The organism is Blastopirellula sediminis (assembly GCF_020966755.1).
Taxonomy (GTDB): domain Bacteria; phylum Planctomycetota; class Planctomycetia; order Pirellulales; family Pirellulaceae; genus Blastopirellula; species Blastopirellula sediminis.
In genome coordinates this window covers 2,575,220-2,589,690 of sequence record NZ_JAJKFT010000010.1, presented here as the reverse complement: position 1 = coordinate 2,589,690, position 14,471 = coordinate 2,575,220, and the positions used below count along the sequence as shown (strand labels likewise).

The 14,471-nt window shown below is 58.9% G+C and carries 14 protein-coding genes; 9 read left to right on the top strand and 5 right to left on the bottom strand.

Translation table 11 applies throughout. From position 1 onward, the window contains the following. Window positions 1–22: 22 nt before the first annotated feature. The gene (locus LOC68_RS22155) at window positions 23–1,036 is read right to left on the bottom strand and encodes an ABC transporter ATP-binding protein (RefSeq protein ID WP_230222785.1); all 1,014 of its coding nucleotides are present in this window, start codon (window positions 1,034–1,036) and stop codon (window positions 23–25) included. Between the two features lie 197 nt (window positions 1,037–1,233). Here LOC68_RS22155 and ispF point away from each other — a divergent pair, with 197 nt between their 5' ends. The 4 genes from ispF (at window position 1,234) to LOC68_RS22135 (ending at window position 5,318) form a co-directional block, all read left to right on the top strand. Further along, complete coding sequence (gene ispF / locus LOC68_RS22150) at window positions 1,234–1,722, top strand: 2-C-methyl-D-erythritol 2,4-cyclodiphosphate synthase (RefSeq protein ID WP_230222783.1); 489 nt, start codon at window positions 1,234–1,236, stop codon at window positions 1,720–1,722. A 95-nt stretch (window positions 1,723–1,817) separates the two neighbouring features. After that, a complete protein-coding gene (locus tag LOC68_RS22145; RefSeq protein WP_230222781.1) occupies window positions 1,818–2,192 on the top strand; it encodes a GxxExxY protein in 375 nt (124 codons plus the stop codon). A 105-nt stretch (window positions 2,193–2,297) separates the two neighbouring features. Further along, on the top strand, window positions 2,298–3,827 hold the full coding sequence (gene cysS, locus LOC68_RS22140; protein ID WP_230222779.1) for a cysteine--tRNA ligase: 1,530 nt from the start codon (window positions 2,298–2,300) through the stop codon (window positions 3,825–3,827). A gap of 168 nt (window positions 3,828–3,995) precedes the next feature. Further along, a complete protein-coding gene (locus tag LOC68_RS22135; RefSeq protein ID WP_230222777.1) occupies window positions 3,996–5,318 on the top strand; it encodes a leucine-rich repeat domain-containing protein in 1,323 nt (440 codons plus the stop codon). Between the two features lie 70 nt (window positions 5,319–5,388). Here LOC68_RS22135 and LOC68_RS22130 read toward each other — a convergent pair whose 3' ends face one another. The 3 genes from LOC68_RS22130 to LOC68_RS22120 are packed head-to-tail and all read right to left on the bottom strand — an operon-like array spanning window position 5,389 to window position 9,523. After that, entirely contained in the window at window positions 5,389–6,531 is a 1,143-nt protein-coding gene (locus tag LOC68_RS22130) for a hypothetical protein (RefSeq protein ID WP_230222775.1), read from the bottom strand. Between the two features lie 32 nt (window positions 6,532–6,563). Continuing rightward, window positions 6,564–8,051: an arylsulfatase gene (locus LOC68_RS22125; RefSeq protein ID WP_255670762.1), complete on the bottom strand. Its 1,488-nt coding sequence runs from the start codon at window positions 8,049–8,051 to the stop codon at window positions 6,564–6,566. 41 nt (window positions 8,052–8,092) lie between these two features. After that, window positions 8,093–9,523 carry a sulfatase-like hydrolase/transferase gene (locus tag LOC68_RS22120; protein WP_230222773.1) on the bottom strand — a complete coding sequence of 477 codons (1,431 nt, stop codon included), beginning with the start codon at window positions 9,521–9,523 and terminating at the stop codon, window positions 8,093–8,095. A gap of 192 nt (window positions 9,524–9,715) precedes the next feature. Between LOC68_RS22120 and LOC68_RS22115 the strand changes: the two genes are divergently transcribed. From LOC68_RS22115 to LOC68_RS22095, 5 genes are all read left to right on the top strand, one after another. Next, on the top strand, window positions 9,716–10,237 hold the full coding sequence (locus LOC68_RS22115) for a 3'-5' exonuclease (RefSeq protein ID WP_230222771.1): 522 nt from the start codon (window positions 9,716–9,718) through the stop codon (window positions 10,235–10,237). 132 nt (window positions 10,238–10,369) lie between these two features. Next, window positions 10,370–10,570 (top strand): putative motility protein, encoded by a 201-nt coding sequence (locus LOC68_RS22110; RefSeq protein WP_230222770.1) that lies wholly within the window; start codon window positions 10,370–10,372, stop codon window positions 10,568–10,570. Window positions 10,571–10,951: 381 nt separating this feature from the next. Next, complete coding sequence (locus tag LOC68_RS22105; protein WP_230222768.1) at window positions 10,952–11,551, top strand: hypothetical protein; 600 nt, start codon at window positions 10,952–10,954, stop codon at window positions 11,549–11,551. Between the two features lie 71 nt (window positions 11,552–11,622). Next, entirely contained in the window at window positions 11,623–12,363 is a 741-nt protein-coding gene (locus tag LOC68_RS22100) for a hypothetical protein (RefSeq protein WP_230222766.1), read from the top strand. A gap of 67 nt (window positions 12,364–12,430) precedes the next feature. Continuing rightward, a complete protein-coding gene (locus LOC68_RS22095; RefSeq protein ID WP_230222764.1) occupies window positions 12,431–13,561 on the top strand; it encodes a sialidase family protein in 1,131 nt (376 codons plus the stop codon). A gap of 10 nt (window positions 13,562–13,571) precedes the next feature. On the opposite strand, the gene LOC68_RS22090 is transcribed toward LOC68_RS22095, so the two are convergent. Further along, complete coding sequence (locus LOC68_RS22090) at window positions 13,572–14,318, bottom strand: tetratricopeptide repeat protein (RefSeq protein WP_230222763.1); 747 nt, start codon at window positions 14,316–14,318, stop codon at window positions 13,572–13,574. Window positions 14,319–14,471 lie beyond the last annotated feature (153 nt).

Sequence of the window (14,471 nt, the reverse complement as noted above, 5' to 3'; positions counted from 1 at the left end):
CGTATGCTCCTTCGCTTCGTGACTAGTGAGTCGCCGCAGGTTCGGGCGACGCCGATCCGCGTGACAACGAGAAGACGTCGGCGATCACTTGCTCCAGCGGCGGATCTTCGACGCTGACGTCGGCCAGTTCGTACTGATCGAGGATCGAACCGAGGACGCGTCCGACCGCATTGCGATCGACCCGGATCTTGGCCCGCGGAGGTTGGATCTCGATCACGTCGCCAAATCGGGCGAGGTCGCCGGGAACGCTTTCTTGATCGAACTGCAGCGTGACGATCTTGTGACCGCCGAACCGATCGATGATGCCATTGAGCGAACCGTCGTAGATGATCTCACCGCCGGCGATCACCACCACCCGTTTGCAGAGGGCGGCGATATCCTTCATGTAGTGACTGGTCAGCAGAACGGTGATCTTCCGCTCTTCCTGGTAATGCTTCAGGAACTGCTGGATATTGTGCTGGGCGACGACGTCGAGCCCGATCGTCGGTTCGTCGAGGAAGAGAACGTCCGGCGAGTGCAACAGCGCCGCGATCAGTTCCATCTTCATTCGCTCGCCGAGCGACAAGTTGCGGACCGGCTGATTCAGCAAACGGCGGACGTCGAGCAGGTCGGTCAGTTCGTCTTCGGTTCGCTGGAACTCTTTCTCATCGACCCGGTAGATCTTCTGGTGGAGCCGAAAGCTGTCTTGAGCCGGCAAGTCCCACCACAGCTGATTCTTCTGCCCCATCACCAACGCAAACCGCCGGCGATACCCATTTTCGCGTTTCCAGGGGACGTATCCCATGACGGTCGCGCTGCCGCTGGTGGGGTTAATGACGCCGGAGAGAAGCTTCAGGGTGGTCGTTTTCCCGGCGCCGTTCGGACCGAGGAAGGCGACGAATTCCCCCTGGTCGACCGTCAGATCGATCGAGCGGACCGCTTCGATGGTCTTGTATTCGCGGTGGAACAGCCCCTGAATCGAGGCAAGAAGCCCCTCTTTCTTCTGGTAGACCTCGTATGACTTCGTCAGTTGCTGGATTTCGATAATTGGGGGCATGCTTCGATTGTAACCCTGACGGGTCATAGAGGAAGTGCGGGAAGCCCGCGGCGAAAAACGCCCGAATTCGACCCTCGCTCGTTCGCGTTGTCGGTTTTCGCCATGTGGGCTATAATCGCCCGCCATTGGGAGTTCGCGTAAGGAGCGCAAACTCTGACGTTTTTTAAGGTTACCTTCCCAGCTCAGGCAGACCCATCATGATCCGAATCGGATTAGGGCATGATACCCATCGGCTTGCCGAAGGGGGCCCGCTGCGCCTGGGAGGAGTCGATATTCCGTACGACCATCACTTGGTCGGTCACAGCGACGCCGACGTTTTGATGCACGCGATTACCGACGCGTTACTGGGCGCCGCCAATTTGCCGGACATCGGCCAGTTGTTTCCGAACAGCTCGGCCGAAAACAAGGGGCGCGACTCGGCCGACTTTCTCCGCTTCGCCAACCACAAGGTGAACGAAGAAATGTGGCGAATCATCAACATCGACACGGTGATTTTCGCCCAGGAACCGAAACTTTCGCCTTACAAGGAAGCGATGCGAACCGCGCTAGCGGCGGTCCTCGACATCCATCCCGAACAGATCGGCATCAAATCCAAAACCGGCGAACATGTCGGCCCCGTCGGCCGCCAAGAAGCGATCCAAGCGGAATGCGTCGTCCTACTGGAACGGATCGACGAGTTAATCTGACGCCCCGAAGCTGGATGAAGGAAGACGGAAGAAAACAGAATAGAACACGGAGGACACGGCAAGAGCCACGGTAAGACACGGTCGGAGAGAAGGCGATGCTTGTTGATCAGCAGCGAACTCAACCGATTATTGATGCGTTTTATCGAGTCTATCAAACGCTTGGCTCCGGCTTTCTCGAAAAAGTCTACGAGAGAGCGATGTTCCACGAACTGACGATCCAAGGACTGGCTGTCGAACCTCAATATCCAATTCAAGTCTTTTATGATGGCGTGATTGTCGGCGAGTATTTCGCCGATTTGTTCGTTAACAAAGAAGTGATTGTCGAAATCGAAGCGGCGGATTCGATCTCACCGGCTCACGAAGCTCAGCTAGTGAACTACTTGCGAGGAACGCAAACTCCCTTGGGTTTGCTCCTCAATTTTGGCCCCAAGCCGCAAGTCCGTCGCAAAATACTTACCCCCGAAACCTAAACCTGGAGACGTTGGCCCGCTGCATCCGGCTCTTACCGTGCTTGTCCGTGATTCATCCGTGGCCTCCGTGTTCTATTTCTCTTTATCTGAAAACCGCTCAAAGCCATGACCATTCGCGTTTACAACACGTTGTCGAAAACCAAGGAAGAGTTTCAAACGGTCGAACCGGGCAAGGTAGGGATTTATCTCTGCGGGCCGACGGTTTACGCCGAGGCGCATATCGGTCACATGGTCGGCCCGGTCATTTTTGACACGATCAAGCGTTATCTCGCTTACTCGGGTTACGACGTCACCTTGGTCGTCAACATCACCGACGTCGACGACAAACTGATCAAAAAGGCGATCGAACGCGGCATCAGCATGGAAGAAGTGGCGAAGGAAAACATCGCCGACTACCTGCACAATCTGTCGGCGCTGGGCGTCGATCAGATCGACCAGATGCCGAAAGCGACCGAGACGATGGACGGCATCATCGCGATGGTCGCCGACCTGATCGAGAAAGGGTTCGCCTACGAGTCGGAAGGGGACGTCTACTTTGAAGTCACCAAAGACCCGGAATACGGCAAGTTGACCAACCGGACTGTCGACGCGATGCAAGGGGAAGGTGGCGAGGCCGCTTCCCGCAAACGCTCTCCCGGCGACTTCGCCCTCTGGAAGAAGGCGAAAAAGGGAGAACCGAGCTGGAAGAGTCCGTGGGGCGAAGGACGTCCCGGCTGGCATATCGAATGCTCGGCGATGAGCAAAGCGATCCTGGGCGAGACCTTCGACATTCACGGGGGCGGTCTCGACCTGATCTTCCCCCACCATGAAAACGAAATCGCCCAAAGCGAATGCTGCCACGCCAAGCCGATGGTCAAATACTGGATGCACAACGGTCTGTTGCGTCGCGATTCGGCGGCTGGCAAGATCGGCGGTCGCGCCGAGCGTGAGAGCGATGCGGCCGAAGACGCCGGCGGCAAGATGAGCCGCTCCAAAGGCGCCGGCGGTCTCGCCAAGATGATCGCGAACCAAGGGGGCGAGCGGATTCGCTTTTTCCTCCTGCGGACGCACTACCGCAGCACGATCCTCTTCAGCGAAGAAGCGATCGCCGAAGCCGGCGTCGGCCTCGACAGCTTCTATCGTCTGTTTGAGCGGTACGAACGTCTGACCGGCGAAAGCTTCTACGACCTGGCCGCCGCCAAGACGCGGAAAGAAGGGGACTTCGCTCCCGGCAAGGACGAATTGCTGACCGTGGTCGCCAAGCATCGCGACGCCTATCTCGAAAAGATGGACGACGACTTCAACACCGGCGGCGCCGTCAGCGAATTGTTCGAGATCGCCCGCTTGATCAACAAGACGATCGACCAGCAGAAGCTGGAAGAGAACAAGTCGGCCGATTTGACCAGCGTCAAAAAGGCGTTCTCGGTCCTTCGCGAACTGACCGGCATCCTCGGGATCTTCGTCAAGGCGCCCGAAAAGTCGTCGAGCGGCGACAGCGAACTAGTCGGCCAACTGATGCAGCTGTTGATCGACGTCCGCGCGACCGCTCGCTCGAAGAAGGACTTCGAGATGAGCGACGTCATCCGCGATCGCTTGTCGGCGATTGGAGTGACGCTGGAAGACCGCAAAGAAGGGGCGACCTGGCGCTTGGGTTAGCCTGACGTCTAGAGAAAGAACCGATCGACAGCCGCCGAGGTATCCTCGGCGGCTTTTTTATTCCGGTTCTCCCTATTTTTCTTTGTCATTCGCCTCAACAAGTCGGGGCCAGTACAATCAACGATCTAGCTCTTCTTTCCATCGGCAATCGGTAGACGCTCGTCCGACATGAAACGATTCTTCCGCTTCTCGCTCTTCGCGTTGATGGTTGTGGTGACGGTTACGGCCGTCGTGTTGGCCTATGTCGGCTACTATCGAGTTCGTTCCGCCCGCTTCGACAGCCTCCAGAACGAATTGCAAGCCTCCGGCGGAGCACTGACCCTCACCTCCGAGATTGGCGAAGATCCAAGCGTACGGCCCGAGCCAAGCTGGGCCGACGGCGTCTTCGGCCCCAACGCCTTTGCGGAGCTGGAAGAAGTGACTCTCTTCCTGAATCAGCCGGCGCCAGGTTTGGTCGGACGGGTTATCGGTTTCGACTCGCCGGTCTGTTTGAACGCCTACGGCAAAGGAATCAGCGACGACGATGCGGCGGTGATCGGCCGTTCCGCGATTGAAGAGCTCGATCTCGACAGCACCTCGCTGACGGTCAAGGGATACGAGTCGATCGCCAAGGCGTCGAAGCTGCACCATCTGACGCTGGTCGGCGGCGAAACCAAACCCGAGAACCTGGCGCCGCTGACCAACTGTCGCGGTCTGACGGAACTGACGTTGATTGACGCCGAGATGACGCCGGAACTGGTCGCCGCGGTCGCCAAGCTCAATTCGGTCCGCGACTTGTTCCTCTATCAAGTTCGCTGGCCGAGCGAAGAAGCGTGGCAAGCGATCGGCAAGCTTTCGCAGCTCGAGTCGCTGCGGATCACCTCGTCGAAAACGCCTGCCGGGGCGGCGCCGACGCTGCATGAACTGCCGAATCTTAAACGAATCGCTATCGACTTTGGCGAGCTAGCCTCGTTCGACGGCGTGCGTGTTTCGCCGGAACTGGTCCAAGAGCTGGTCGCCATCCAATCGCTAGAAACGCTGGACGTCGGTTTGCTCAAATGCGATCCGCCGCTCGACGCTTGGCCCTCGATGGAAGCGCTCACCAACTTGACCCAGCTTTCGCTCTTGAAAGTCCGCGGCGTCGCCGACTTCACGACGATTCCGACGGCAAGTAACCTGACGTCGCTGGCGGTAGGAGAAGGATTTCAGGACGCGACGCTCGCCGACCTGACCAAACTGACGAAGCTGGAAAGCCTGACGATCGAAAGCGACAAGGTGACCGACAAAGTGATCCCCTCGCTGCAAGGTCTGCCGAAGTTGAAATACCTGAACCTCGGCGGCTCGGCGATCAGCGACGACGGGATCGACGAATTGGCGAAGATCAAAACGTTGCGCGAAGTCATCTTGGGACCGCAGATCACCAAGGAAGGCGCCGCCCGCCTGAAAGAGGCGCTGCCGCAGTGCAAGATTACGCTGGTCGGAACAACCAGTAATGTGCGTACGACGTTGTAAGCGTTCGCCCGAGAGAGTCGGACCGATAACGTCGTTTACGGCGACGACGATTCCTGACCCCGTTTTCTAGCTATTCGCGTTCGACGGAAGGCTGCTGGGAACGTTGGGCCAGTACTTTGCCGACCACTCCCTCCAACCGTTCGTTACCGTAAAAAGAGATGTACTTCAGCAGCGGCAGCGCCGCGATCGTCGCCAGGGTCTCCTTCTCCGTCAGCTGAGATCCGTTGAGAAATGCGGACTCGAGCGACGGATGATTTCGAAACCGGGCGAACTGCTCGTCGGTTAGCGGCGGACGGCGGAGAGCGAGTATCTCCAGCTTGGGAAGTGCGGCCAACGTCTCGACTCCTCGCTGGTCGACTGTCGGGACCGTCAATTCCAGATGGCGGAGCTTCTTCAGTCCGGCGACCGATTCGACGCAGCTTCCCGTGAGAGCCGCCGAACGGAGCCACAACATTTCTAAGTTTTTGGCGTTGGCCAGATGCCGGACGCCGTCATCGGTAATCTGCCCCGAACTGAGATCGAGCCAATTCAGGTTTTGACAACGCGTCGCTAATAGCCGCAGCGACTCATCGGTCAAATCGGGCGAATCGACGTCAAGATGCTCCAGACCCGGCACGCCTCGGGTTATTTGCTCGACGAACTTGTCGCTAAGATGCGCCGCATTACAAATCAACAGGTGCTTGAGCGTCGACGCTCTGCTTAGATAGTCGACCGATCGATCGGTCACGACCGGCCCCTTCTCGCCCCAGGGATTTGTATCCCCGCGGAACTCGAGATACTCAAGTTCGGGAAGAGCGGCGACGAACTTCAGGTCGTCGTCCTGCATTTGCTCTTTGCTGAGATGGACCCACTTCAACCGTTTCAGCTTCGCCAGTGGGGCCAAATCGGCTTCGATTTTGACCTCCTCACCGCTCGCGCCGGCAAAGCCGACCTCGATCGACTTCAACTGCTCGACCGTGGCGAGATAGGCGATATCGTCGGCGGTCAGGGTCAGACCATAACTAACATAAAGCGATTCGAGCTGGGGATAATCATGAAGTCGCGCAGCCCGCAGACCGCCGCTCCCGCTGTAGTCGGCCGAGACGACCTCTCCCCGCTCATTTCTCCCCAGATGAACGTTGTGCGGATCGGTTGATTGCGAGAAGGCGGCCTGCGACAAATTGCAGACCGCCAGCAATGCGGCGAATAGAATCGCTAACGACGGTATCCGCAAGGGACTTCCTCCTGGTCAGTCGGGGCTCTTGCTTACAGTTGCGGCGGAACCCACGCCGGGATTCCTCCCTCTTTCTCTTGGGCGTAGTACGCTTCCCAGAATGGTCGGGTCGGCGACATCTTGGCCGTTTCGTTGACCATCATCGGCCGCGTTCCTTTCCACCACGCATCGTACGCCGTCTTCATCGCCGCGGCGACGTCCTGGTGCTGGTCGATCACGTTGGTCGTCTGGCCAGGATCGGCTTCCATGTCGAACAAGGCGTCTTCGCCGACCAGGCGATACTTCTGGTTGCGGACGCCGAACGTCTTCCACTCGTAGTTATTCGGCTCGGCGCCGGTCGGCCAGCGACCTTGGTGGGTGAAGAGGTAGCGATCTTTCCAGTCGGCGTTTTCGTTTTCGACTAGCGGCAGCAAGCTGCGACCTTCGACCTGACCTTCCGGTAGCGGCGCTCCGGCCAAAGCGGCGATCGTCGGGAAGACGTCAATGTGCCCGGCGATGCGGTCGACGTCACGGTTGGGAGCGATCTTTCCTTTCCAGCGGACGAAGAACGGAACGCGCACGCCCCCTTCGTCGCTCGACCCCTTCAGTCCCTTCATGCCGGCGTTGTACGCCCACAGATCTTTGCCGTCAGCCGATTTGCCGAGCGGCTTTCCTTTTTTACCCGAGACGCCCCCCGACATGCCGTTGTCCGACATGAAGATGACGACCGTGTCGTCGGCCAGTTGCCACTCATCGAGCTTTTGCATCATGCGGCCGAGGTTTTCGTCGATGTTCTCGATCATGCCGTAAAAGCCGGCCGCATTTTCATCGAACCCGAGCTTCGTGAACCGCTCGGCGTTCTCCTTCGGCGAGACGAACGGAGCATGCGGAGCGTTGGTCACCAGGTAGACGAAAAACGGAGCGTCCTCGTCCTTCTTTTCTTTGATCCAGCCGAGAGCGGCGGTGAAGAAGAGATCGGTGCAGTAGCCTTCGGTTTTGACGAACTTGCCGTTGTGGCGGATCGCCGGGTTGAAGTACTTATTGCCTGGAGCGTCGGCGCAGCTGCAATCGTACGCCTGACCGATGCCGCCGGCGCCATGAATGAACGCTTCGTCAAAGCCGCGATGATTCGGCTGGTATTCGTCTTCATCCCCCAGGTGCCACTTGCCGAAGATGCCGGTCGTGTAGCCCACTTTCTTCAGCGTCTGCGGCAGCGTGACCGCATCCAGCGTCATCCGTTCCCGCTCCAGAATCGTGTGGGTGATGCCGTTGCGCATCGGGTGGCGACCGGTCATCAGGGCCGAACGAGTCGGCGAGCAGGTCGGCGCGACCAGCATCCGCGTAAAGCGGACCGACTCGTCGTACAGCTTGTCCATGTTGGGCGTTTCGATCCACGGATGCCCGTGACGTCCAACCGGAGCGTATCCCTGATCATCGGTCATGATCAGGATGACGTTCGGCTGTTTCGAATCGGCGGCTTCGGCGAAGCCGATCAGAGATCCAAAGGCGGCGACAAAAACGCAGAGCGATCGCAGGAACATACGCACTCCAATATTTCTTGGTCCGGGGTGAATGAGGGGTGTTAAATCTGGCTGACGATCGATTCCGGCATCACCAGCGAATCGCCCGTCTTCTGTTGCCACTTGCGAAACGCCTGGTAGAGGTCCTTCCGCCGGACCGCTTGCAACGGATCGGCGGCCAGGTTGTTCATTTCCAGGGGATCGCGCCGCAGGTCGAACAATTTTACGACCCCGGCCGGCGGGTACATGATCAGTTTAAAGCCATCTTGGGTGATCGACCGTTGCAGGTCGAGATAGCCGTTGTAGATGGCGTCGTACGATTGCGTCTCGCCGCCCCAGATGAGCGGCGTCAGGCTCTGGAACTCCACGTACTCCGGCTTGGCGATGCCGGCCAGTTCCAGCGTCGTCGGCAGAATGTCTTGCAGGTAAACGGCGGCGTCGTTTGTTCCAGGCTCAACGCTCGGTCCGGCCATCAGCAGCGGTACGCGACTGCTGTGGTCGTACATGTTCTGCTTCCCCATCAGGCCATGATGCCCAACCGCAAGCCCGTGATCGGAGGTGAAGAAGACGTAGGTGTTCTCTTCTTTGCCGGACTCGCGCAAGGCCTGGAGGATCTTCCCGATCTGCTCATCCATATGAGTAATGATGGCGAAGTATTCCTGGCGATGGGTCTGCACCGCGAGTCGCGTCCGGGGAAATGGCGCCAAGCGTTCGTCGCGCCGCTGATCATCGAGCCCGATCAGATCCTTCTCGGGGTACTCCGGCAGATAATTGGCCGGCACCTCGATTTGATCGCGGGGATACATGTCGACATATCGCTTGGGCGACTGCCGCGGATCGTGCGGAGCGTTGAAGGCGACGTACATAAAGAAGGGCTGCTCTCGCTGGGCGGCTTGGTGGAGAAACTCAACCGCTTCGTCCCCGACGATTTCGCTGGCATGTTTTCCCCCTTTCCAGTAGCCCTCGTACTTTCGATCCCAGGGCTGCCACGTGACGTCATCCTCACTTAAGGGGCGGTTGTATTGCTCTGGCGTGTGCAGAGGGAGCGTGAGCGTCCCGACATGATCAAACGCCTTCTGGGCGTTGGCTCGCAGGTGCCACTTGCCGGTCATGTAGGTGTCGTATCCGGCTCGCTTCATGCTTTCTGACCAGAACCGCCCGGCCTGACGTTCTTTCTCCGCGGTCTGAAAGTGCGGCTCGGCGTGCCAGACAAAGCGGCCGGTGTTGAGCATCAAGCGGCTGGCGAAACAAACGGCGGGACTCCACGAGCCTTGGTTGTAGGCGTGCGTAAAGGAGAGGGACCGCTTGGCGAGCTGATCGAGATGCGGCGTTTGCACCTGGGTCATGCCGCGGTAGCCGACCGCTTCGTAGCTCTGATCGTCCGTCAGGATCAGCAGGAAATTCGGCTTCGCACCGTTCGGATCGGCCGCTGCGCTGATCGCAGGCAACGCCCAGAGCGCCAACAACAGAGCGATTGAACCGGATCTGAGCATGGAGACTTCTCGGCGGGACGCAGTGGCGGGACGAAAGAGGGGATCTAAGTTCCCTATTGTAAAAGGAAATCGACGCCGATCGACTCTTTTTTTCCTCTCTCAGGATGCTGCGGGTGCGAAGAATGTTGCCCTGCGGCAAAGACGTGGGTTGAATGAGAGCAAAGAAAGAAAGTGAAAGAGGAAAAGAAATCGATGAGTTACTACATGATTGACGTCGAGGCGGATGGTCCGATCCCCGGCGACTACTCGATGGTCTGTTTTGGCGCCGTGCTGGTGACGCCGGGTCTCGAACAGACGTTCTATGGGCGTCTTCGCCCGATCTCGGACAAGTGGATTCCCGAAGCGCTGGCGGTCAGCGGCTTCTCCAGAGAGGAAACGCTGGAGTTCCCTACCGCTGAGAGCGAAATGAAACGCTTCGCTCAGTGGATCGGCGAGACGACCGAGGGACAGCCGATGTTCATTTCGGACAACAACGGCTTCGATTGGCAGTTCATCAACTGGTATTTCCACCACTTGGTGGGGAAAAACCCGTTCGGTCACAGCTCGACCAACCTTGGCTCGCTCTACAAAGGGATGCAGAAGGACTGTTTCGTCAATTTCAAGCATCTGCGGAAGACGAAGCATACCCATCACCCGGTCGACGACGCGAAAGGGAACGCCGAAGCCCTGCTCCACATGAAAGCGGAGCTGGGACTGAAGATCCGCTTGCAGTAGAGCGCGATTAGACCGATTAGCCGGCATGATCGCGCCAACCCGCACCAGGGGAGAGCCCTGTTTTCGCCCAAGTTTCCGCTTCGTGGCGGTCGATACCCTGAATAAGCGTTGTTGTATTCAGAAGGGGTAGAGATGACAGGTTTGGATCCGGCGATTTCGAGCGTCCTCGCGGCGAAAGAAGCGGCGACGCAGTCGCAGATCAGCTTCGCGGTGGCGAAAAAAGGACTCGACGCCCAAGAGCAGCAAGGCCAAGCGGTAGTTTCGTTGATCGAAGCGGCGGGTCGCATTGGCAAAGAGACTGGTAAAGGGGCTTCCTTCGACGCTTTCGGCTAATCGCAATGGCTGAATTGGTCGTCTGACGACCAAACTTTGCTCGAGAACGAGGTCGCGATGAGTTCATCTTCGCGGCCATTGTTGTTTCTTGGCCGCATTACCGCGCAGCGCTTTGAACGACCTTCGAGCGCGCTGCGAAAGCGAGTCTTCGCATCATCAAGCGACCATCGCGCGCTGATTGAACCAAACGCAGCGCAGAAAAATTGCCGCGCAGCATGCACGAAAGTTATTGCCTTTCGATAGAGCGCTCGTTAGTCTAAATAGAGTTAACTGAGTGCGCGGCTCCTTTAAGACAAGACGCACGCGCGATGTCGAGAGCTTCTAGAGAAGCTGATAACGAACTCGAACATCCGTTTTGTCGACCCCTTGGTGAGGTTTTGAATGTCGGACGTTTATCGCAACTATCTCGAAGCGCCAACCAGCGAGGGCTTCGCCCAGCTGCAGGCCGAGGTAGCCGCGGAACCCGATTTTGATCCGCAAGGCGGTTTCGCTTTCGAGTTAGAAGCGGCTTGTCAGCGCGGCGATTTCCGCGAAGCGTACTGGCGCACCACCGAAATGCCGTTCGCCTGGGTCGCCAGTCCCGCCGCCCACTTCTTTGCCGGCGTCGCCGCCAGCGAAATGGGTTGCTACGGCGAGGCCGATCTGGAACGATTCCTGTTCCAGACGATGTTGGAAGGGATCCTGGCCACCGGCGACGGTTCGGCCGCCGCTCCCTACCGGATCACCCATCTCTCGGACGAAAACGACCTGCTGGCCTATTTCAGCGTCACCCAGGGAAATTCGCAGCGCGTCGGACAGCAGCTATTGCGGCAAGCCGACCGTCTGATCGACGCCGTTCACTGCGACAACGACCAAACGCTCCACTTTGATGTGACGCACCTGGCTGGCGCCCTGCCGACCGCTCGTCCACGTCCCGCTTCCAAGTTCCGCTCGCTGCTGGCGAAGTCGCGGCTGGGGTTTGACAAGCGAGCGGCGTTCTAGAAACTCGAGCTCGCCCCGCTACTCGGGCGACTCCCCCATCCGTCCTCCTTCTCCGCGACGGGGAATTTTTCATGAGCTCCCCGGATCGACTCCCTGAAACGGTTATCTGCATTCCTGGTCCGTGGGCGACGCGCAACGATCTGATCATGACCGTCGGCAAGTACAGCGGCGGCTATTTGTACGCCGGCGTCGCCATGATGCACATGGAGTCGCGAGCTTCCTTCACCGTCCAGTTTGAAGAGCGGAATCCGCGCATGGCCGCCGCCTTCGCGGCGGTTGGAAAAGACTGGCTCGATGAAAAGACGCTCGCCCAGATCGACGCCCATCGGTCCTGCGTCTATCTGATCGCCAACGGCGGGTCGGAAGAGGCGGCCAAGAATATCATGCAAGCCGCCGCCGCATTGCTGAAGTGCGGCGGGATCGCGGTGAAGATCGAATCGTCCGGCGTCGCCCACTCGGCCGCAAAATGGACCGACATGGCGGCCAATCCGCATCGGATGAATCTGTACTGGGCCTACGTGGTCTTCGTCGGCAACATCAACGACGGGTACTACTCGTGCGGCATGCACAACATCGGCTATCCCGATTGCGTGATGGACGCCGGGATCGACTCGCAGTCCGCTGCGAAAACGATCGACGCTTTCCTCAAGTACATGCTGCTCGAAGAGCCGGTCCTCCACAGCGGCGAGAACTTTCGGACGGAAGAGGACGCTCCCTCCTATGAAATCAGCCGCGAAGAGTGCCGCCGCTTCCCTCCTGGCGATCTCTACTACAATCCATACGGCGTTTGGAAATTAACTCCGGCGATCTAGTTGGGCTTCGGTTAAACTGGGCGTACCGCAAATCCTCCCGCCCCCTGCCCTATCCGAGCCAAGTCGCATGCGATCGCCGCTTTGTTGCCTCTGCTTCCTCTTCGTGTTGATCTCCACCGCCGTGACCGGGGCCGAACCGCCGAAGTCGCAAGTCCTGCTCCCTCCACGCGAAGGAAACCCGCGCAACAGCGAAGGGGACTTCGTCGTCTTGAAGAACGGCGACGTCCTCTTGATCTACACCCACTTCTACGGCGGATCGGGCGATCACGCCCAGGCCCACTTGGCCAGCCGCATTTCCCACGACGGTGGGAAGACCTGGTCGCAGGAAGACAAGATTGTGGTCCCGAACGAAGGGGGCCTGAACGTGATGTCGGTCTCGCTGCTTCGGTTGGCCGATGGCCGGATCGCCCTCTTCTACCTGCGCAAGAACGCTCAGGACGATTGCCGTCCTCATTTGCGACATAGCGAGGACGAAGGCGCCACGTGGAGCGAGCCGATCTGCACGATCCCCGACGCCGACATCGGCTACTACATCCTGAACAACGACCGCGCGGTTCAACTTGCCAGCGGTCGGATCTTGTTGCCGGTCGCGCAGCATCGCGGCCCCGGCATGCCGGAGCGGAACAACGCGGGGCTGATCCTTTGTTACTACTCGGACGACGCCGGTCAAACGTGGAAGCGAAGCGCGGCGGCGCCGCGACCTCCGAAACGGGACGGCCAGGATGTGATCACGCAGGAGCCTGGCGTCGTCGCCTTAAAAGATGACCGGCTGATGCTCTGGTGCCGCACCGACGCCGGCAGCCAGTTCGTTTCGTACAGCAGTGACGATGGCGAAAGCTGGTCGCAGCTGAAGCCCTCCGACATGATCTCGCCTCTCGCTCCGGCGACGATCGAACGGATTCCCTCGACCGGCGACCTGCTTCTTTTCTGGAACGATCATCATGACGTCCCTGATTCGCTGCGCGGCAAGCGGACGCCGCTTCGCTGCGCTATTTCGAGCGACGACGGTCAGACCTGGACGCACGTAAAGACGTTGGAAGAGAATCCCAACGGTTGGTACTGCTACCTGGCGGTGGCGTTTGACCAAGACCAGGTCTTGATGGCGTACTGCGCCGGCCTAAGAGGAAAAGGCCAAGGGAACGGGCTGCAGACGACCAACGTGCAGCGGTTGCCGGTCGATTGGTTTTACGCGAAGTAGAACCAACCGATTAATAACGCTGCGTCGTGTTCGGGTTTTGCACGATGCGGGTATCGCCGGTGGGCGAGAGCGGCGTATCGGCTTGCACCCCTTGGCGAACCAAGGTGGCGACGCGGGTATTCACCCCGTCCTGAAAATTGTTGAGCGCCAGCGAGCGCTGGTAGTTGGCCAAGGCCTGGCTGTAGTCGCCTGACTTTTCTCGCAAGCTGCCGAGCGCCGCCCAAGCGCGGGCGTTGTTCGCATCGATCGCAACGGCCTGGTTCAGCTGGGCGAGGGCCGTTTGGTCGTCGCCAAATTCTTGATAGAGCCGCGCCAGCTCCACCTTCGGATCGGCCGAAGTCGGATTACGCTGCGCCCAACCTTCCATCAGCTTGTAGGCGCGGTCGGGCTGCTTGGTATCAATCAGCAGCACGGCCAGGCCGCGATAGCAATCGGTATGATTCGGATCTTGGTCGAGGCATTGGTTGTACAAATACTCGGCCTGCTGCAACATCGCTTGATCGTTGTTGGTCTTGGCCATCTCGTGGTAAGTGGCCGCCATATTGTAGAGGGCGTCGGCGTTCGTTGGATCGTTCGCCAGCGCCTGCTGGAATTGATTGACCGCGACCATCGGCTGTCCGTTTTGCACCGCGCGAACGCCGGCGACGTTGGAACTGGTGGAAGCCATCTGGCAGCCGGTGCAGGCCAAGGCCACGAGCATCGCTGCGCGATAGAGCCAGGTTTTGGACGAAGTCGATCGTTTTGATGGTTCGCTCACGTTGCGAGCCCTCGTACTTTGGTGTGCGGGATCTTTGCGTCATCGCCCCCAAAACGGGAAACGGCGACCTGCCGGCGGAAGAAAGACTCTTCGCGCGTCGGGAGAGTAGAGAGATTTTTTCGCCGAGACAAGAGAGAATCGCTCAAGAAACGA

Excerpts from the sequence above, each read along its gene's own strand:
- LOC68_RS22155 (WP_230222785.1), bottom strand. The coding sequence starts at position 1,036 with ATGCCCCCAATTATCGAAATCCAGCAACTGACGAAGTCATACGAGGTC.
- ispF (WP_230222783.1), top strand. The coding sequence starts at position 1,234 with ATGATCCGAATCGGATTAGGGCATGATACCCATCGGCTTGCCGAAGGG.
- LOC68_RS22145 (WP_230222781.1), top strand. The coding sequence starts at position 1,818 with ATGCTTGTTGATCAGCAGCGAACTCAACCGATTATTGATGCGTTTTAT.
- cysS (WP_230222779.1), top strand. The coding sequence starts at position 2,298 with ATGACCATTCGCGTTTACAACACGTTGTCGAAAACCAAGGAAGAGTTT.
- LOC68_RS22135 (WP_230222777.1), top strand. The coding sequence starts at position 3,996 with ATGAAACGATTCTTCCGCTTCTCGCTCTTCGCGTTGATGGTTGTGGTG.
- LOC68_RS22125 (WP_255670762.1), bottom strand. The coding sequence starts at position 8,051 with ATGTTCCTGCGATCGCTCTGCGTTTTTGTCGCCGCCTTTGGATCTCTG.
- LOC68_RS22120 (WP_230222773.1), bottom strand. The coding sequence starts at position 9,523 with ATGCTCAGATCCGGTTCAATCGCTCTGTTGTTGGCGCTCTGGGCGTTG.
- LOC68_RS22115 (WP_230222771.1), top strand. The coding sequence starts at position 9,716 with ATGAGTTACTACATGATTGACGTCGAGGCGGATGGTCCGATCCCCGGC.
- LOC68_RS22110 (WP_230222770.1), top strand. The coding sequence starts at position 10,370 with ATGACAGGTTTGGATCCGGCGATTTCGAGCGTCCTCGCGGCGAAAGAA.
- LOC68_RS22105 (WP_230222768.1), top strand. The coding sequence starts at position 10,952 with ATGTCGGACGTTTATCGCAACTATCTCGAAGCGCCAACCAGCGAGGGC.
- LOC68_RS22100 (WP_230222766.1), top strand. The coding sequence starts at position 11,623 with ATGAGCTCCCCGGATCGACTCCCTGAAACGGTTATCTGCATTCCTGGT.
- LOC68_RS22095 (WP_230222764.1), top strand. The coding sequence starts at position 12,431 with ATGCGATCGCCGCTTTGTTGCCTCTGCTTCCTCTTCGTGTTGATCTCC.